Below are 16,954 nucleotides of genomic sequence, written 5' to 3'. Positions count from 1 at the left end.
TTCAGGGGCTGATGACGCGGCCCTGGTGATCCACCAACGGGCCGCTGAAATGCACGCCCGAGGCGTCGATGGTCAGGCCGACCGCGCCCAGTTGCAGGTTGATCGCTTGCGGGGTCATCGCCAGCCGTGCCGGACCGATGCTCAGCTCAAGCGCTTCGCGAGAACCGTTGAAGGCGGCCGGACCGTTTTGCCAATGCAGGGTGTGCGTCGCGTCGTCGTAGCCGCTTTCGCTGCCGTCCTGATGGACGCGACGAGTCAACGTCGGCACCGTCGAGGTCGGCGGAAAACGGTCACTGTTCAGGCCGAACAGCGCCACGCTCTGTGCGCCGCTTTCGCCGCTGCCGTAGTTGAACAGCAGACACTGCTCACCCACCGTCGGGATCCGCGACTCGCTCTGCGCGCCGGCGCTCGGGTTGAAGAACTTGATGGCGGGTGTCAGCAATCCACCGTGGCTGACCCGGCAGGTGTTACTGGCGGCATCGACTTCCTGACAGATGCCGATACGGCAATAACTCTCGGCGCGCCGGTGCAGGTCTTCGATCTCCGCTTCCATCTCGGCCAGGCGCTCGATGATCGGGCCCAGCTGCATTCGCAGTAACGCGTCGAACATCGATCAGGCCTCCAGCGAGGTGTATTGGTCGGGGTCGTCGATGTCGCTGACTTCCCAGGTGCGGGCGAATTTCGGCGTACCGAGCGGGTCGTCGAGCAAGGTCGGGCCCAGGTAGAGGGTCTGGTTGAACGACAGCGTCCAGGCTTTGTTCGGCTGATCGGCGCGGATGAGCACTGACGGCAATCCATCAATGTTCATCGGCAGATCGCATTGCTCGCCAGGCAAGCCCCAGCGGTTGTCGGTGATCAGGTTCTTCAGTGCGGCGATCAAATCGCACGCCGCAAACGCCGTGGCAGACAGCGCCGGAATGACTTGCAGCGACAGCGTCAGCACATGGGCGATGCGCCCGTTGGCGGCGCGCTCCCCCGGTGCATTTCGCTCGATGTCGATCAGCACCCAGGCCTTGTCGCCGGGGGCTGTGAAGTCATCGTGATTGCCGACCTGCACGTTCAGCTCGGAGCTGTTGCGCAAGGCTGTCGCCATCGCCGTGAACAACTGCGAAGGCTGCTGAATCGGTGTGGGCATGCTTGACCTCCTTTTCTGATGTCCACGCGAAGTCCCGCCGCACGGCGTGCAGCGAGACAGGAAAGTGAGGGGTTATTGCGGATCGCGCGGGGGAACTTCGCAGACGCCGATGCGCTTGGCAGCCCAGCGCTCGTAAAGGCCGATGGCTACGTCGGCACCGGCCATTGCAGTGAGGCAACCAAATGCCCCGGCGGCCCAGATCGACATGCCGGCGGCGTACAGCAGCATGATTGCCGACACGCCGCAGATCATGCAGGCACCGGAGCGCAAGGCAAGCCGCCGCAGCAGCGGCCAGCCGCGGGCGCCCTCCTTGTCGGCGCGCCACATTTCGCCGGACACCCCGCCCGCCACGGCAAGGAGGATGACCAGCCAGATTGGCATGTCCAGCAACGCTTGTTGCTCGTTTGTCATGTCACGCCTCCTGAAAGCGTTGATGAATGAAGAGAAAGTGAAGAGGCGGCACCGGACAGGTGTCGCCTCTGACGCGGGGAAGAACAGCGGCAGATTCCGCGCATTCAGCAGTTACAGGCGCTCGACAATGACGTTGTCGATGAAGGCGTAGTTGGCGTATGGGTTCTGCTCGTTGGAAAACGCCAGAGTCGTCTGCGCGGTAATCGCGGTGAACTCGTAAGTGACGGTGCTCCACTCGACCGCGACGCCTTTGGCTGTCGGTGTGTTGAACGTAGCGGCCTGCCCGGCCACTTTCACCTGAATGACACCGTCGCCGGAGCGGCTGGCGTAACGCGAGTTGCCCGCGCTGAAGGTCAATCGGTATTGGGCGCCCGGGGTGGTGGCGAAATTTTGCTGAATCCCGCCACCATTGCCGTAAACGTAGTTGGCCAGGTCAACGATCATCACGCCATCTGCTGCCACCGAACCGCCGATGGCATTGGGCATGTTGAAGTATTCGGCACCGGACAGGAACGTCGTCCAGCCTGTAATGGCATTGGTTTTTGCCGGGGTGTCCAGAATGCACCCACCACCGCATGTCGATTGTTCAAAGCTGCCGTTTACCAGGAGGTTGGCGGCGATTGCGCTGCCGCCATTGCCCAGCAGTGCAACAGCGAGAAACGGAGCTACGTATTTCTTGAGAATGTTCATGTCTTTACCTATGAGGAGATTGATCAGGTTGTGCTGACGATGCAGCACGCATGTCGCTCACAGGCGATCGCTCGGGGCTCGCGGCCTTCACATGATTCAACGTTCCGCAGCGGGAACATTTGATCTGGAGTTCTGTGTACTCGCCCATCCGGGCGAGCAGTCGTTTGCAATGGCCGCAGCGGCACTCTTTCAACATCGACAAATCCTTTTGATTCTCTGCCTGGCCTTGCTCATGCCGCGAAACCTTGTTGAAGCACCTGCCTCAGGCAGGCATTTCAGAACGCCCGGCGCGGAGGCCGGGCTTTTCGGTCATACAGACCAGAACAATCGGGTCGTCGAAATCAAACCAGCGAAAAAGGCTCTGTCGGCCAAATCATGGTGTACGGGTAACCCGGTTGATTCTTGTAATCGCACACGGCGATGACGTATTGCTTGTAAGCCAGCAACACCGCTTCTTCCTCTGGCGTTGCAATGCCCAGGTCCTGCTTGTAATCCAGCGGGTTGAACGTCAGCCAGCCTTTGGCATTCGATAGCTTCTCAGTTGCGAGGAACTTGACCTGACTTGCCACCTCTTCGAAAGTGGGTGCATGCAACTCCCACTGGTTGTTGACCAGTCTGGCATTCCATCCGACCACAACTTCCGTGTTTCCTGTGGCATCCACCCATTCCCCCCACAATCCGTCAGGAGGATTGAGCGGCTTCCCTTCCTCGGTATCAAGCACCCGATAAACCTTGGAACTGGGCATCGAGATAAAGACGTATCGATTCATGCTTATCATCCTTTTTTGATTGCCGGGATCCCGGCCTTCTGTTCCTGCCAAAAAGGCATTCCAAAAAGCCCGGCAATTGGCCGGGCTTTTCAGTAATGCGCTCCTTCGCCTTCCTTCAATCCTGTGTACGTGAAGGAAGCTGACTTTTCGGCGCTACTGGCGCGGTACGAGTCCATTCAAATTGTTTTTCCGACCGCGGTCCCTGCCCGCCGGATAACTGCTTCTGGTGCTTTACGCTGCACACCCGGGTCAGTTGCCAACCCTCTGAACCGTTGAGGCCGGTTCATCGCTGCCTGTTCTTGTGGAACTAAAGAGCTGTTGTTGCCAGCCGCTTTGTCGAGCGGCTTGGTGGCAAGAATATGCATGGATGCATATACAGTCAATGCGTAAATGCATTTATTTATGCACAAGAAATGCGTGGATGCATGAAAGCCCCGCCATTCAAGGGTTGGCCGGTTTTGTAAAGGCGAAAAAAAACCCGCCGAGGCGGGTTTTGTCAGAAAGGAATCAGGTTACCGGGCGTACATGCCCCACCAGAAGACGTGACCGAGGATGACGATCTGCTCTTCCTGCATATCCTGGAAGCTGTAGTCCTCGTCCGGATGCTCATCGCGATTGAAGCTGCGCAGACGGATACCGGTAGGCAGGCGATAGAGCTGCTTCACCCGCAATTGACCGTTGTGGTTGATCGCATAAAGGTCGCCATCGATGATGTCGCCGATTCCGCACTTGCCGGCATTGACGCCGACCGTGGCGCCGTCGCGCAATACCGGCAACATGCTGTTGCCACGTACCGTCACGCATTTGGCCTGGTCGAACTGCACACCGTTATGGCGCAGGCTGCGCTTGCCGAAGCGCAGACTAGAGCGTTCGCTCTCTTCGATGACGAATCTTCCTGATCCAGCAGCCAATTCAACCTCGCGAAGAAAGGGCACCGACACCTCGTCGTCATCGACGGGCGTGTCGTCGTCCCACAGGCTTATGTCCTTGAGTTCGGAATGCAACTCGTCGCGTCCGGCGTTGGCGGCGGGCGCAACATCCGCGCGCCCGCGCAACTGATCGGTGCTCACGGCAAAGTACTCGGCGATCTTCGAGATGTGTTTATCCGAAGGATCGACGATCTTCCCGCTGAGAATCCGCGAGAGCGTGGATTGAGGCACGCCGGTGCGACGGTGGAGCTCCGTGGGGGAGATCCCGTGCTGATCGAGCAGTGCTCTTAAGACGGAGGATACGTTGCGTTTTTGCATAACGCGCATAGTGCTTGAAGTTTTTTCCGAATACAAATGCTGATTTGCATAAGAGTGCATAAATTTCCGTTGCGCACTCATGGATCACGAAAGCGGTCTATCAACTGGCCGTGGTAATCTAGCGTCACTCAGAAAAGTCCTACAGGAATTTCCCATATTCCCTTCATGCGTAGCGAGCTTTTCTGACTCGATACTGAACTCCCGCTTCAGTACGAACCAACGCCTGTCGATACACAAGTTGCCACGACAGTCGAGTGATAGATCAATACTGAGCCAACCATGACCACACCCCATGTAAAACAGCGCAAGAACAGCGATATCGAAGCACTGCGCGCGCTGGCGATCATCCTTGTCATCTTCGCCCACATCGCATTGATCCTGTCACCGCAATCAATCTACTGGGATGTGCTTGCCGATTTCCGCTTCGGTTACGGGGTGGACATCTTCTTTTGCGTCTCCGGCTTCATTATTACCAAATCCATTGCCAACGAGATTCCATCGAGCCGTAGTTTTCATGAGTTGCTGGAGTTATGCGTTCCGTTCTGGGTCCGGCGCTTCTGGCGACTGATGCCATCGGCGCTGTTCTGGATCGGGGTATCCCTGCTGCTGTCATATCTTTACGGTGGTAAAGGCGTATTCCTGCAGTTGGAAATATTCGTTCACTCTGCTTTGGCGGCAGCCCTGCAATACATGAACGTGGTGTACGCCGTCAGCCGAGATACCGGTACGCTCGGCGATGTCGGGATTTACTGGAGTCTGTCTCTGGAAAACCAGTTTTATCTGGTATTGCCGATCATTGCGGTGCTGGCCGGTCGGCGCTGGATGCCGGCGGTCTTCATCGCGGTGTTCCTGGCGCAGTTTTTCCTCACCCGCCAACTGATTCGCCCCACCCCCGAGTTATGGGCATTTCGTACCGATGCCATTTCTCTTGGGGTGTTATTGGCCCTGTGGCAAGGCAGCGAAAGCTACAAACGCCTGGAACCGACCTTTCTGAAAAATGGTTGGATCGTTGTGATCTTGCTGGCGGCCATGATTGTGTTGCTCGCAGCGCTGACCGCGCCCAATCCGCCTCTGCCCTTCGCCATGGGCCTGACGGCCGTCGGGTCGGGCTTGCTGGTTTGGGTCGCCACTTACAACAAGGACTATCTAAGCGGCCATCGTGCACTGGTTGCGGTGTGTAACTACATAGGCTCGCGTTCTTACGCGATCTACCTGACGCACGTGATTGCGCTGTCGCTGGTTCGACACTGGTTCTTCGCCGCCCCTGGTGACTCGCAGCCAACTCCGTTCGCAGGTGGCTACACGGCACTGTACATCGCTGTATTCGTGGCGATCACCTTGCTGTTCTCCGAGTTCAACTATCGCTATATAGAGAACCCTATGAGAAGGCGCGGCGAAAAACTGTCGCGCAACCTCAAATCACGATTTGCAGTGGCTTGAAACTGAAGCGATAGATTCTCGATGCGGCAAGATCAAAACGCTGTAGCACTTTGCGTTTTGCTCTTGCCGGATAATTGACCAGATCCTGATTTTTGAGATGCAGTCGATAAAAGAGTTTTTTTATCGACTGCATTGCTGAAAAGAAAAAGCGCCGTTACTGCTACCAGCAGGCCCCGAACACCGACCTGTTGCAGGGCATCCAGCGCCAGAGAGCCATCGGTACTGCCACCGTCGACAATGATGATATCGGCATGGGATGGATGTTGCAGGCCGCCATTCTGGCCAGCAGGCTCTTGATCCTTTCACCCTCGTTGATCAACGGAATGACCACACAGAAATCGTGCCAACAGTGAGCCCGAGGCTGATCGTCTGAAAGTCGAAGGACCGCGCTACCACGTGGCTCAGGAGTTCACCAGCGCGCGAATGACCCGGCTTGAAAAACTCAATATCGAGGAAGTAACCGACAGGACGCGCAAACCTGTGGTGCCTGCAAGTAAGTGGACTTCTTGATGGAAAGCTGTCAGCCCGACGTTGATGCGGTGGTGATTGGCGGAGGATTCTATGGGGCAGCCATTGCTGTCTATCTGGCCAAGACGCGAAATCTTCGTTCGACAAGCTGACCATGTTGAGGATGTATTCACCCAGCACCAGCAATACCAGGCAGATCAGGAAAAACATGCCCGACTGCTGCAGAGAAAGACTGACCCAACCTGGCGCCACATCGTTTTTCAGCAGAGCGATGATCGTCACATAGATGCCATAGACCAGGTTCGCGACTGCACCGAAGATGGACAACCCCGTCACTATACGCATTGGCGCCTGAGTCGTTGATGCCAGTAGACGCATTCCTCGATCAATGCTATCGCCAAGTCTTTTCTTCGGACAGGATTTTGGCGTAGCACTGTAGTCAAGATACGCGCGGGCGAAACCACCGGTAGCCGGTAGCCGGCAGATGGCGGTAAGAAATCGTCGGCTGCGGATGCTGCAGAATGAAGTTGATCACTGTCTTGCTGAGAATCCGATAAGAGGGCGCCTCTTTGGCGAGGTGGACTCCATTGAAGCAGCTATATAGCGTATTAAACAGGCTGGACGCCGCACGATAGGGCCAGCTCTGAACCGGTTTCTGCTGGTTGTTGGCGAAGACTACGTCAGCGCCCCGGACGGCTTCATCAAGCATTTTCGGAAAAAACCGGATATCGTCCGTCAGCGGATCGATGACCGCGACGAAATCTCCGAGCGCACTCTCCATGCCTACCCAGGCGGCAGCATATGCATCGACCTCTTTGGTCAACGCGTGAACCTGGAGGTTAGCCAGGCCCTGCTCGCCGGTAAGACAGCTTGCACGAGGGCGCAATGATACAGTACTAAACTAACGAATTTTTCCAGATTATCGGGCTGTTATTTTTCGATCAAATACCTGCAGTTGCTTGAGCTCTACCACTTGCCCTCTTCTCCAATTGCCCTCCCAATAACTGAAGTAATCCGCAAGTTAACCGTGAGCGTCGAAAAACCTGACCTGCAAGCACGGTTGTAGACATCGCGGACTACTCAGGGGGAAAATCCCCCCTGCCTGATAGGGTCCGCTCTGAATACGGACGCTGAAAAGCTCTATTCTTGCCCAGCCACTTTGAAGAATTCGCCTGACATACTGATGAATAAAGCAATTTCCGACCTGTCCTCCCACACCCCGATGATGCAGCAATACTGGCGCTTGAAGAATCAGCACCCGGACCAGCTGATGTTCTACCGCATGGGCGACTTCTACGAGATCTTCTACGAAGACGCGAAGAAGGCGGCCAAGTTGCTGGACATCACCCTGACCGCGCGCGGGCAGTCGGCGGGTCAGGCGATTCCGATGTGCGGGATTCCGTATCACGCGGCGGAAGGTTATCTGGCGAAGCTGGTTAAGCTAGGCGAGTCGGTGGTGATCTGCGAGCAGGTCGGAGACCCGGCCACCAGTAAAGGCCCGGTGGAGCGTCAGGTGGTGCGGATCATCACCCCGGGTACGGTCAGCGACGAGGCGTTGCTGGATGAGCGTCGCGACAACCTGATCGCGGCGGTGCTGGGCGACGAGCGCCTGTTCGGCCTCGCCGTGCTGGACATCACCAGCGGCAACTTCACCGTGCTTGAAATCAAGGGCTGGGAGAACCTGCTGGCGGAGCTTGAGCGGGTCAACCCGGTCGAGTTGCTGATCCCGGATGACTGGCCAAAAGATCTGCCGGCAGAAAAACGCCGTGGGGTACGTCGTCGTGCACCGTGGGATTTCGAACGTGATTCGGCGCTGAAAAGTCTCTGTCAGCAATTCTCCACCCAGGACCTGAAAGGCTTTGGCTGCGAAACCCTGACCCTGGCGATCGGCGCCGCCGGTTGCCTGCTGGCGTATGCCAAGGAAACCCAGCGCACCGCCCTGCCCCATCTGCGCAGCCTGCGCCATGAGCGGCTGGACGACACCGTGGTGCTGGACGGCGCCAGCCGCCGCAACCTCGAACTCGATACCAACCTGGCCGGCGGCCGCGACAACACCCTGCAATCGGTGGTCGACCGTTGCCAGACCGCCATGGGCAGCCGCCTGCTGACCCGCTGGCTCAACCGTCCGCTGCGCGATCTGACCGTGCTGCTGGCTCGCCAGACCTCGATCACTTGCCTGCTCGACCGCTATCGCTTTGAAAACCTGCAACCGCAGCTCAAAGAAATCGGCGACATCGAGCGGATTCTGGCACGGATCGGCCTGCGCAATGCCCGCCCTCGCGACCTTGCACGCCTGCGTGATGCACTCGGTGCGCTGCCTGAACTGCAAGTGGCGATGACCGATCTGGAAGCACCGCACCTGCAGCGTCTGGCGTCCACCACCAGCACCTACCCGGAACTGGCGGCGCTGCTGGAAAAAGCCATCATCGACAACCCGCCGGCGGTCATCCGTGACGGCGGCGTGCTGAAAACCGGTTACGACAGTGAACTCGACGAGCTGCAATCGCTGAGCGAGAACGCCGGCCAGTTCCTGATCGATCTGGAAGCCCGGGAAAAGGCCCGTACCGGCCTCGCCAACCTGAAGGTCGGCTACAACCGCATCCACGGCTACTTCATCGAGTTGCCGAGCAAGCAGGCCGAGTCGGCGCCGGCAGACTACATCCGCCGCCAGACCCTCAAGGGTGCCGAGCGCTTCATCACGCCAGAACTGAAAGAGTTCGAAGACAAGGCGTTGTCGGCCAAGAGCCGCGCCCTGGCTCGCGAGAAGATGCTCTACGAAGCACTGCTGGAAGATCTGATCAGCCAGTTGCCGCCGTTGCAGGACACCGCTGGCGCGCTGGCCGAACTGGACGTACTGAGCAACCTCGCCGAACGTGCGCTCAATCTCGACCTGAATTGCCCGACCTTCGTCAGCGAACCGTGCATGCGCATTTCCCAGGGTCGTCACCCGGTGGTCGAGCAAGTGCTGACCACACCGTTCGTGGCCAACGACCTGAGCCTGGACGACAACACCCGCATGCTGGTGATCACCGGCCCGAACATGGGCGGTAAATCCACCTATATGCGCCAGACTGCACTGATCGTGCTGCTGGCGCACATCGGCAGCTTCGTGCCGGCGGCCAGTTGCGAACTGTCGCTGGTGGACCGGATCTTCACCCGGATCGGTTCCAGCGACGACCTCGCTGGCGGGCGTTCGACCTTCATGGTGGAAATGAGCGAAACCGCGAACATCCTGCACAATGCCACCGAGCGCAGCCTGGTGCTGATGGACGAAGTCGGTCGCGGCACCAGCACCTTCGACGGTCTGTCCCTGGCGTGGGCAGCAGCGGAACGTCTGGCGCAGCTGCGCGCCTATACTCTGTTTGCGACGCACTATTTCGAACTGACCGTTCTGCCGGAAGCCGAACCGCTGGTGGCCAACGTTCACCTAAACGCTACCGAGCACAACGAACGCATCGTGTTCCTGCACCATGTGTTGCCGGGGCCGGCGAGCCAGAGTTATGGCCTTGCGGTCGCACAGCTGGCCGGCGTGCCGAGCGAGGTGATCGTGCGCGCTCGTGAGCACCTGAGCCGCCTGGAAGATACCGCGCTGCCGCATGAGGCGCCGAAACCGGCCGCCAAGGGCAAACCGGCGACACCGCAGCAGAGCGACATGTTTGCCAGCCTCCCGCATCCGGTGCTGGATGAGTTGGCGAAACTGGATCTGGATGACGTGACACCGCGTCGTGCACTCGAAATGCTCTATGCACTAAAGAACCGGATCTAAGCACCGACGAACCGGATATAACGCAAACGGCTTCAAGCTGTTAGAATCTCGCGCGGTTTGGGATGCTGCTGGCTAATAGCCTGGCTGGCAGACATCGCTCCCGAACCTGGCGACCCCAACCGTGAAGGGGCAACGCTGCCGCCGCCTGAGGAGAAAATTAGAAATGACCTTCGTCGTCACCGACAACTGCATCAAGTGCAAGTACACCGACTGCGTAGAAGTCTGTCCGGTGGACTGCTTCTACGAAGGCCCGAACTTCCTGGTGATTCACCCGGATGAGTGCATCGACTGCGCCCTGTGCGAACCGGAATGCCCGGCCGTAGCCATTTTCTCCGAGGACGAAGTTCCGGAAGAGATGCAGGAGTTCATTCAGCTGAACGTTGAGCTGGCCGAAATCTGGCCGAACATCACCGAGAAAAAAGAATCCCTGCCGGATGCCGAAGAGTGGGATGGCGTCAAAGGCAAGATCAAAGACCTCGAACGCTGATCTGTCCCGCGTTTGAAGAAAAGGCCCCTCGCGGGCCTTTTTGCTTTTCCGGGTTTTGCTTTTCTTCAGGCAAAAAAAAGGGGCGGTTTGACCCGCCCACATTTTTTCCCTATTCCCTGTGTTCCTTTTCATCGTCCTGATGAATCGCTTCCTGCGATGTCCGTTCCCCTCTTCCCTGAAGGGCGTGTCTATCCGTCGACACAACCCAGATACTAGAGATTTCCCCGCCGGGGGCAACCGGCCTCCAGCGCACGAGCCTGTTGTCACAAGCCCTTCACATTAAAAAATAACCATACAAATCATTAAGTTATGAATAAACAACAAGCATAATCGCCTTCAGCGGCAGTGTAAAAATAACGAACACTTACGATACAGTCAGCAAAGGCTTACAACGCAAACCTACAAGCTGGGAACGTATCCCGCTTTCAGTGCGCCAACAAAAAGCCCCGAACCAGTCGGGGCTTTCTGCATAGCGGTCATGCGGGTGGCTTATTGAAACAGCGACTCGCTCGACAGGCCGTTTTTCTCGAGAATTTCACGAAGGCGCTTGAGGCCTTCCACCTGGATCTGTCTCACCCGTTCCCGGGTCAGGCCGATCTCCAGGCCTACATCTTCCAGCGTACTGCTCTCATGGCCGCGCAGGCCGAAGCGGCGCACGACCACCTCGCGTTGCTTGTCGGTCAGTTCCGAGAGCCATTGATCGATGCTCTGCGACAGGTCGTCATCCTGCAGCAGTTCGCACGGATCGGTCGGACGATCATCCGTCAGGGTGTCCAGCAGGGTTTTATCCGAATCCGGACCCAGCGAGACGTCGACCGAAGAAACCCGCTCGTTCAGGCCCAGCATGCGCTTGACCTCGCCCACCGGTTTTTCCAGCAGGTTGGCGATTTCTTCGGGTGAAGGTTCGTGGTCGAGCTTTTGCGTCAGCTCCCGTGCAGCCCGCAGGTACACGTTTAGCTCCTTGACCACATGGATCGGCAACCGGATGGTCCGGGTCTGATTCATGATCGCGCGTTCGATGGTCTGACGGATCCACCAGGTCGCGTAGGTCGAGAAGCGGAAGCCGCGCTCGGGATCGAACTTTTCCACCGCGCGGATCAGTCCGAGGTTGCCCTCTTCGATCAGATCCAGCAGCGACAGCCCCCGATTGACGTAACGCCGGGCGATCTTGACGACCAGCCGCAGGTTACTTTCGATCATGCGCTTGCGCCCGGCAGGATCGCCACTTTGCGACAAGCGCGCAAAATGAACTTCTTCTTCCGGGGAGAGCAGTGGGGAAAAGCCGATTTCGTTGAGGTACAGCTGCGTGGCATCGAGTGCCCGAGTGTAATCGATGTACTTGTGTTGTTTAAGTGAAGCGGAGTGTTTGGATTTGGCACGAACGGAAGGTGGAGCAGCCCCTTCATCATTCGACATCGAATCCGAATCGATGCCGGTCTCCATCAGGAGAACCTCATCGTCGATGTCAAACTCCGGCACTTCTTTACTGAGAGCCATTGTTATAGTCCTTTGGTGAGTTCGACCCCAAGCTCAAGCGACGCCTTTATCCTTGGCAACGCTGGAGCCTGTCCCCTCTACGCGACGGAACAGGCTGGTCTGCAAATCAACGTCTTGGCAGGAACTGCAGCGGATCTACAGGTTTACCTTGTCGGCGAATCTCAAAATGCAGTTTCACCCGGTCTGTACCCGTTGACCCCATTTCGGCAATTGTCTGTCCGACCTTGACCTGCTGTCCCTCCCGTACCAACAGCCGACGGTTGTGTCCGTAAGCACTGACGTAGGTTTCGCTGTGTTTGATGATGACTAATTCGCCGTAGCCCCTTAAGCCACTCCCGGCGTATACCACCGTCCCATCAGACGCAGCTAAAACAGGCTGTCCCAAATCTCCGGCGATATCAATTCCTTTATTCAAACTACCGTTTGAAGAGAATTTACCAATCAGAATGCCATTAGATGGCCATCGCCAGCCGGTCGGGGCCGGGCCCGGTGGAGGCAGCGGAGCGGGTGTTTGCTTGTTGGCGACGGACGGTACAACCGTAGTGGAAGCCGCACCGGAACCCGTGGTTGTGGTCGTTGTCGTGCCATTTGCCTGGCGCCGGATAACCGTGGTTTTGCTGGACGAAGACGCTGAGGAACCGGAGTTGGTGACGACCGCCGTCGACGTTGAACCGGTGCGGCCGTCGAAGCGAATCGTCTGACCCGGATGGATCGTGTATGGCGTAGGAATATTGTTCCGGGCGGCGAGGGCTTTGTAGTCCCAGCCGTAGCGAAAAGCGATGGAAAACAAAGTATCGCCCGGACGGACTACATACTGCCCGGTCGTCACGACCGGACGCTGGGCCACCGCATTGTTGCGATCGACGACCCGAACGTTGTTCGATTTTGTGCTGGAGCAACCGACCAGCAAGGTGCTCAAGACAAGGCCAGTCACCAGGCGCTGAAAGCTCGTGTTACCCATACGCTGCGCAATGACTGTGAGACTCACCCGCCGCTCCCTTTGTGGTGGCTGAAAAATGTGGAATGCCGATTCCGGCATGAAACTTCGCAAGTATAACGGGCGCAACCGGCTTTACCTTTATAGAAGCGCTATGGCTCGGCGCACACGTTTGCTTGTAGACGATCCATCCTGTTTAAACATTCGCTGCCGCTGTAAGACAGGCGCGTTCGACAGGAATTCAGCGGTCCCGAACAAATGCTCAGGCCAGCGGACCGTTGAGCAATGGCACGAAACGCACTGCCCCGAGAACGTGTCGGGAGAAGCCGTTTTCTTCGCGCACGATCAGCATCAATTGCTGCACTTCACCGGAGCCGACCGGGATCACCATCCGCCCGCCCGGTGCCAGTTGATCAAGCAGAGCCTGAGGCACATCGGTCGCCACCGCCGTGACGATGATGCCGTTATACGGCGCCAGCGCCGGCCAGCCTTCCCAGCCATCGCCCCAACGAAACACCACGTTGCGCAGGTTGAGCTCGACCAGGCGTTCCTTGGCCCGATCCTGCAGCACCTTGATGCGCTCCACCGAGAACACCCGCTCGACCAGTTGCGACAGCACCGCCGTCTGGTAACCGGAACCGGTGCCGATCTCCAGCACTTTATCCAGCGGCCCGGCTTCCAGCAGCAGCTCGCTCATGCGCGCCACCATATAAGGCTGGGAAATGGTCTGGTTGTTGCCGATCGGCAGCGCGGTGTCTTCATAGGCACGGTGCGCCAGCGCTTCATCGACGAACAGGTGTCGCGGGGTGCGGCGGATCACTTCCAGCACGCTGGCGTTGGAAACGCCCTCTTCGTACAGACGCTGGATCAGGCGCTCACGGGTTCGTTGGGAGGTCATCCCGATGCCGCTACGCAGCCTGTCGTCTTGTTCACGAGCCATCAGTTGAGCCCCTCCAGCCAGCCGTCGAGACTTCTGAAGGCATCATTGAAGGTGCGATCGAGCTGCAACGGAGTGATGGATACGTAACCTTGCATCACCGCATGGAAATCGGTGCCCGGCCCGCCGTCTTCCGCATCACCTGCCGCTGCGATCCAGTAACCGGCCTTGCCGCGCGGGTCCACGACTTTCATCGGTGCCGCCGCACGGGCGCGATGGCCGAGACGGGTCAGTTGAATGCCGCGAATGTGATCAATCGGCAGATTCGGAATGTTCACGTTCAGCACCGTGCGCGGTGGCAGATCGAGCCCGGCGTGGGCCTCGACCAGTTTGCGCGCAAAGTAGGCGGCCGTGGGCAAGTTGTCGACCTGCCGCGAAACCAGCGAGAAGGCAAACGACGGGCGCTCGAGAAAGCGGCCCTCGAGGGCGGCTGCCACCGTTCCGGAATACAGCACGTCATCACCCAGGTTGGCGCCCAGGTTGATGCCCGAAACCACCATGTCCGGCTCGCGTTCGAGCAACCCGTTGAGCCCCAGATGGACGCAATCGGTCGGTGTGCCATTGAGGCTGATAAAGCCGTTGGCCAGGTATTGCGGGTGCAGCGGACGGTCGAGTGTCAGCGAACTGCTGGCACCGCTCTTGTCCTGTTCCGGGGCGATAACCACGCACTCGGTGTAATCCGCCAGCGCAGCATAAAGCGCGGCAAGACCGGGCGCAGTCACCCCATCGTCGTTAGAAATCAGAATACGCATGGGCTGTCCGTCTGCCCCACCGGCACCAGATCAACGAGTTCGCGCACCAATACGGTGGCGAAGCATCCGGCCGGGAGGACGAATTCCAGTTGCAGAATGTCAGGCTCGGGATAATGCCACGTCAACCCGCCAATGGGCAGCCGCAGGATGCGACGTTCGTGGCTCATACCGGCATTAATCAACCAATCGCGCAAATCCGCCTCGCGTGCGGCAATCCCCTGCTCCAGATCATGGACAACCCCGGCCGCCGGCGAGTCACCTTCGCCCCACTGCGGGCCGGTCGGATGCAGGTCGAGAATCGCCAGGCGCGGGTCGCTGCACTCGGCCTCACCGGCCGGGAAAAAGCTGCGGCTGTCGGTAAACGCCAGCAGATCGCCGACCTGGGCATGCTGCCAGGTGCCATCGGCCACCCGCGCCGCGAGCACCTGATTGAACAGAAAACTGCGCGCGGTCGACAGCAGGCGTGAACGCACATTGCGTTGTTCCGGCAGTGCCTTGCGCGCAGCCCACGAACGGGCATCGACCACGTTGCCGCCGTCATGGCCAAAACGCTGGGCGCCGAAGTAATTCGGGATGCCTTGTTTGGCGATCAGTTGCAGACGCTCGTCGATGGCAGCCTTGTCGCCATTGAACTGGGTCAGGCGCAAGGTGAAACCGTTGGCCGAATGCGCACCGCGCTGCAGCTTGCGCTTGTGGCGGGTGGTCTTGAGGATTTTCAGCGTGTCGTTTTCCGCCGCCGACAGATCCGGATCGGCCTTGCCCGGGAGTTGCACGCTGAACCACTGGCGGGTCAGCGCCTGACGATCCTTCAGACCGGCATAGCTCACCGTACGAAGCGGCACACCGGCGGCCTTGGCGATACGGCGCGCAGCCTCTTCTGTATTCAGGCCACGCTTTTCCACCCAGATCCACAGGTGCTCGCCGTCACCGCTGAACGGAATGTCGAGGACTTCATCGACCTGGAAATCTTCGGCGATGGCCTTCAGTACTGCGGTGCCGAGGGCATCGCCATATGCGCGCGGGCCGAGCAGTTGCAGTTCGTTCATGCGCGCAGCAACAAGGCAACGGAATGCACGGCGATGCCTTCTTCGCGACCGACGAAGCCAAGCTTCTCGGTGGTGGTGGCTTTCACGTTCACTTGATCCAGTTCTACTTGCAGATCCGCGGCAATCAGCGCGCGCATCGATTCGATATGAGGGGCCATCTTCGGTGCCTGGGCAACGATGGTGTTGTCGACGTTGCCGACTTTCCAGCCTTTGGCGTGGATCAGACTGACCACGTGACGCAACAGCACACGGCTGTCGGCGCCCTTGAATTGAGGGTCGGTGTCCGGAAAATGCTTGCCGATATCACCCAGCGCAGCTGCACCGAGCAAGGCGTCGCTCAAGGCATGCAGCAGGACGTCACCGTCGGAGTGAGCGAGCAGCCCGAAGCCGTGTGCGATTCGCACGCCGCCCAGAGTAATGAAATCGCCTTCAGCGAAACGGTGCACATCATAGCCGTGGCCAATACGCATAAAAAAACGCCCCGAATTTTGTCAGGGCGTGATTCTACCTGCATTAGCCCTTAAGGGCGCGTGCGTGATGCTGCAAGTGGTCGTCAATGAAGCTCGCGATGAAGAAATAGCTGTGGTCGTAGCCCGGTTGCAGGCGCAACGTCAATGGATGACCCGCTTGTTTTGCCGCTTGTTGCAGGGCTTCCGGTTTGAGCTGGGTGGCGAGGAAATCGTCGCGATCACCCTGATCGACCAGCAGTGGCAGTTTCTCCTGCGCTTCGGCGATCAGTGCACAGGCATCCCATTCGCGCCATTTCGAACGGTCTTCGCCCAGATAGCGGGTGAATGCCTTCTGGCCCCACGGGCAGTCGATCGGATTGTTGATTGGCGAAAACGCCGATACCGACTGATAACGCCCAGGATTGCGCAACGCACAAACCAATGCACCGTGGCCGCCCATGGAATGGCCGCTGATGCTGCGCTTGTCCGACGCCGGGAAATGCGCCTCAACCAGTGAAGGCAATTCCTGCACGACATAGTCATGCATCCGATAGTGCCGCGACCAGGGCTCCTGCGTGGCATTCAGATAAAACCCGGCACCAAGGCCGAAATCCCAGGCCCCGTCGGGATCACCCGGCACATCCGGGCCGCGCGGACTGGTGTCCGGCGCCACGATGATCAGGCCGAGTTCGGCCGCCATGCGCATCGCGCCGGCCTTCTGCATGAAGTTCTCGTCCGTGCAGGTCAGGCCCGACAGCCAGTACAGCACCGGCAACTTGCCGCCCTGCTCTGCCTGCGGCGGCAGATACACGGCAAACACCATGTCGCAGCCCAGCACTTCGGAACGATGGCGATAGCGCTTGTGCCAACCGCCGAAACTTTTCTGACAGGAGATGTTTTCCAGACTCATGTAGGACTCCTA

Annotated in this window: 19 protein-coding genes; 3 read left to right on the top strand and 16 right to left on the bottom strand. The window is 58.6% G+C overall.

Annotated elements, in window-relative coordinates; all coding sequences use genetic code 11:
* Position 1: 1 nt before the first annotated feature.
* The 7 genes from PMI24_RS13795 to PMI24_RS13770 form a co-directional block, all read right to left on the bottom strand.
* Entirely contained in the window at positions 2 to 610 is a 609-nt protein-coding gene (locus PMI24_RS13795; RefSeq protein WP_007954851.1) for a phage baseplate assembly protein V, read from the bottom strand.
* Between the two features lie 3 nt (positions 611 to 613).
* Complete coding sequence (locus PMI24_RS13790) at positions 614 to 1,135, bottom strand: hypothetical protein (protein WP_007954849.1); 522 nt, start codon at positions 1,133 to 1,135, stop codon at positions 614 to 616.
* Positions 1,136 to 1,207: 72 nt separating this feature from the next.
* Positions 1,208 to 1,546, bottom strand: coding sequence for a phage holin family protein (locus PMI24_RS13785; RefSeq protein WP_007954843.1), 339 nt, complete (start codon positions 1,544 to 1,546; stop codon positions 1,208 to 1,210).
* Positions 1,547 to 1,657: 111 nt separating this feature from the next.
* Entirely contained in the window at positions 1,658 to 2,236 is a 579-nt protein-coding gene (locus PMI24_RS13780; protein WP_007954842.1) for a DUF642 domain-containing protein, read from the bottom strand.
* A gap of 4 nt (positions 2,237 to 2,240) precedes the next feature.
* On the bottom strand, positions 2,241 to 2,432 hold the full coding sequence (locus PMI24_RS28865; RefSeq protein ID WP_081493567.1) for a Com family DNA-binding transcriptional regulator: 192 nt from the start codon (positions 2,430 to 2,432) through the stop codon (positions 2,241 to 2,243).
* A gap of 145 nt (positions 2,433 to 2,577) precedes the next feature.
* Positions 2,578 to 3,006 (bottom strand): tail fiber assembly protein, encoded by a 429-nt coding sequence (locus tag PMI24_RS13775; RefSeq protein ID WP_007954841.1) that lies wholly within the window; start codon positions 3,004 to 3,006, stop codon positions 2,578 to 2,580.
* Positions 3,007 to 3,518: 512 nt separating this feature from the next.
* Positions 3,519 to 4,253, bottom strand: coding sequence for an XRE family transcriptional regulator (locus tag PMI24_RS13770; protein WP_045121746.1), 735 nt, complete (start codon positions 4,251 to 4,253; stop codon positions 3,519 to 3,521).
* A 279-nt stretch (positions 4,254 to 4,532) separates the two neighbouring features.
* Here PMI24_RS13770 and PMI24_RS13765 point away from each other — a divergent pair, with 279 nt between their 5' ends.
* Positions 4,533 to 5,693, top strand: a complete 1,161-nt coding sequence (locus PMI24_RS13765) for an acyltransferase family protein (RefSeq protein WP_007954839.1) — start codon at positions 4,533 to 4,535, stop codon at positions 5,691 to 5,693.
* A 315-nt stretch (positions 5,694 to 6,008) separates the two neighbouring features.
* Here PMI24_RS13765 and PMI24_RS29775 read toward each other — a convergent pair whose 3' ends face one another.
* Together PMI24_RS29775 and PMI24_RS29625 are read right to left on the bottom strand one after the other, a co-directional pair.
* Complete coding sequence (locus PMI24_RS29775) at positions 6,009 to 6,539, bottom strand: hypothetical protein (RefSeq protein ID WP_443200796.1); 531 nt, start codon at positions 6,537 to 6,539, stop codon at positions 6,009 to 6,011.
* Between the two features lie 61 nt (positions 6,540 to 6,600).
* On the bottom strand, positions 6,601 to 6,984 hold the full coding sequence (locus tag PMI24_RS29625) for a hypothetical protein (protein ID WP_007954835.1): 384 nt from the start codon (positions 6,982 to 6,984) through the stop codon (positions 6,601 to 6,603).
* A 372-nt stretch (positions 6,985 to 7,356) separates the two neighbouring features.
* Between PMI24_RS29625 and mutS the strand changes: the two genes are divergently transcribed.
* Together mutS and fdxA are read left to right on the top strand one after the other, a co-directional pair.
* Positions 7,357 to 9,927 carry a DNA mismatch repair protein MutS gene (gene mutS, locus PMI24_RS13755; RefSeq protein ID WP_177323250.1) on the top strand — a complete coding sequence of 857 codons (2,571 nt, stop codon included), beginning with the start codon at positions 7,357 to 7,359 and terminating at the stop codon, positions 9,925 to 9,927.
* Between the two features lie 163 nt (positions 9,928 to 10,090).
* On the top strand, positions 10,091 to 10,414 hold the full coding sequence (gene fdxA / locus PMI24_RS13750) for a ferredoxin FdxA (RefSeq protein ID WP_007908827.1): 324 nt from the start codon (positions 10,091 to 10,093) through the stop codon (positions 10,412 to 10,414).
* A gap of 489 nt (positions 10,415 to 10,903) precedes the next feature.
* Here fdxA and rpoS read toward each other — a convergent pair whose 3' ends face one another.
* From rpoS to fghA, 7 genes are all read right to left on the bottom strand, one after another.
* A complete protein-coding gene (gene rpoS, locus PMI24_RS13745; protein WP_007954831.1) occupies positions 10,904 to 11,911 on the bottom strand; it encodes an RNA polymerase sigma factor RpoS in 1,008 nt (335 codons plus the stop codon).
* 106 nt (positions 11,912 to 12,017) lie between these two features.
* The gene (locus PMI24_RS28855; RefSeq protein WP_007954829.1) at positions 12,018 to 12,899 is read right to left on the bottom strand and encodes a peptidoglycan DD-metalloendopeptidase family protein; all 882 of its coding nucleotides are present in this window, start codon (positions 12,897 to 12,899) and stop codon (positions 12,018 to 12,020) included.
* A 211-nt stretch (positions 12,900 to 13,110) separates the two neighbouring features.
* Complete coding sequence (locus PMI24_RS13735; RefSeq protein ID WP_170844894.1) at positions 13,111 to 13,746, bottom strand: protein-L-isoaspartate(D-aspartate) O-methyltransferase; 636 nt, start codon at positions 13,744 to 13,746, stop codon at positions 13,111 to 13,113.
* A gap of 41 nt (positions 13,747 to 13,787) precedes the next feature.
* Positions 13,788 to 14,537: a 5'/3'-nucleotidase SurE gene (gene surE / locus PMI24_RS13730; protein WP_007954824.1), complete on the bottom strand. Its 750-nt coding sequence runs from the start codon at positions 14,535 to 14,537 to the stop codon at positions 13,788 to 13,790.
* Positions 14,525 to 15,583 (bottom strand): tRNA pseudouridine(13) synthase TruD, encoded by a 1,059-nt coding sequence (gene truD, locus PMI24_RS13725; RefSeq protein WP_007954822.1) that lies wholly within the window; start codon positions 15,581 to 15,583, stop codon positions 14,525 to 14,527. Before truD ends, surE begins: the two co-directional genes overlap by 13 nt.
* Positions 15,580 to 16,053 carry a 2-C-methyl-D-erythritol 2,4-cyclodiphosphate synthase gene (gene ispF / locus PMI24_RS13720; RefSeq protein ID WP_007954821.1) on the bottom strand — a complete coding sequence of 158 codons (474 nt, stop codon included), beginning with the start codon at positions 16,051 to 16,053 and terminating at the stop codon, positions 15,580 to 15,582. Before ispF ends, truD begins: the two co-directional genes overlap by 4 nt.
* Positions 16,054 to 16,096: 43 nt before the next feature.
* Positions 16,097 to 16,942 carry an S-formylglutathione hydrolase gene (fghA, locus tag PMI24_RS13715; protein WP_007954820.1) on the bottom strand — a complete coding sequence of 282 codons (846 nt, stop codon included), beginning with the start codon at positions 16,940 to 16,942 and terminating at the stop codon, positions 16,097 to 16,099.
* Positions 16,943 to 16,954 lie beyond the last annotated feature (12 nt).

Origin of the sequence: Pseudomonas sp. GM25 (genome assembly GCF_000282255.1) — a bacterium.
GTDB lineage: Bacteria > Pseudomonadota > Gammaproteobacteria > Pseudomonadales > Pseudomonadaceae > Aquipseudomonas > Aquipseudomonas aphyarum.
Note: the sequence above shows the minus strand (reverse complement) of the source record. Positions and strands in the feature narration are given on the sequence as shown.

What these genes read in the sequence shown, in the direction of transcription:
- PMI24_RS13790 (WP_007954849.1), bottom strand. Translation starts at nt 1,135, where the DNA reads ATGCCCACACCGATTCAGCAGCCTTCGCAGTTGTTCACGGCGATGGCG.
- ispF (WP_007954821.1), bottom strand. Translation starts at nt 16,053, where the DNA reads ATGCGTATTGGCCACGGCTATGATGTGCACCGTTTCGCTGAAGGCGAT.
- truD (WP_007954822.1), bottom strand. Translation starts at nt 15,583, where the DNA reads ATGAACGAACTGCAACTGCTCGGCCCGCGCGCATATGGCGATGCCCTC.
- PMI24_RS13775 (WP_007954841.1), bottom strand. Translation starts at nt 3,006, where the DNA reads ATGAATCGATACGTCTTTATCTCGATGCCCAGTTCCAAGGTTTATCGG.
- PMI24_RS13795 (WP_007954851.1), bottom strand. Translation starts at nt 610, where the DNA reads ATGTTCGACGCGTTACTGCGAATGCAGCTGGGCCCGATCATCGAGCGC.
- PMI24_RS13785 (WP_007954843.1), bottom strand. Translation starts at nt 1,546, where the DNA reads ATGACAAACGAGCAACAAGCGTTGCTGGACATGCCAATCTGGCTGGTC.
- rpoS (WP_007954831.1), bottom strand. Translation starts at nt 11,911, where the DNA reads ATGGCTCTCAGTAAAGAAGTGCCGGAGTTTGACATCGACGATGAGGTT.
- PMI24_RS13765 (WP_007954839.1), top strand. Translation starts at nt 4,533, where the DNA reads ATGACCACACCCCATGTAAAACAGCGCAAGAACAGCGATATCGAAGCA.
- fghA (WP_007954820.1), bottom strand. Translation starts at nt 16,942, where the DNA reads ATGAGTCTGGAAAACATCTCCTGTCAGAAAAGTTTCGGCGGTTGGCAC.
- PMI24_RS13735 (WP_170844894.1), bottom strand. Translation starts at nt 13,746, where the DNA reads ATGACCTCCCAACGAACCCGTGAGCGCCTGATCCAGCGTCTGTACGAA.
- PMI24_RS28865 (WP_081493567.1), bottom strand. Translation starts at nt 2,432, where the DNA reads ATGTTGAAAGAGTGCCGCTGCGGCCATTGCAAACGACTGCTCGCCCGG.
- PMI24_RS29775 (WP_443200796.1), bottom strand. Translation starts at nt 6,539, where the DNA reads ATGCGTCTACTGGCATCAACGACTCAGGCGCCAATGCGTATAGTGACG.
- fdxA (WP_007908827.1), top strand. Translation starts at nt 10,091, where the DNA reads ATGACCTTCGTCGTCACCGACAACTGCATCAAGTGCAAGTACACCGAC.
- PMI24_RS13770 (WP_045121746.1), bottom strand. Translation starts at nt 4,253, where the DNA reads ATGCAAAAACGCAACGTATCCTCCGTCTTAAGAGCACTGCTCGATCAG.
- PMI24_RS13780 (WP_007954842.1), bottom strand. Translation starts at nt 2,236, where the DNA reads ATGAACATTCTCAAGAAATACGTAGCTCCGTTTCTCGCTGTTGCACTG.
- surE (WP_007954824.1), bottom strand. Translation starts at nt 14,537, where the DNA reads ATGCGTATTCTGATTTCTAACGACGATGGGGTGACTGCGCCCGGTCTT.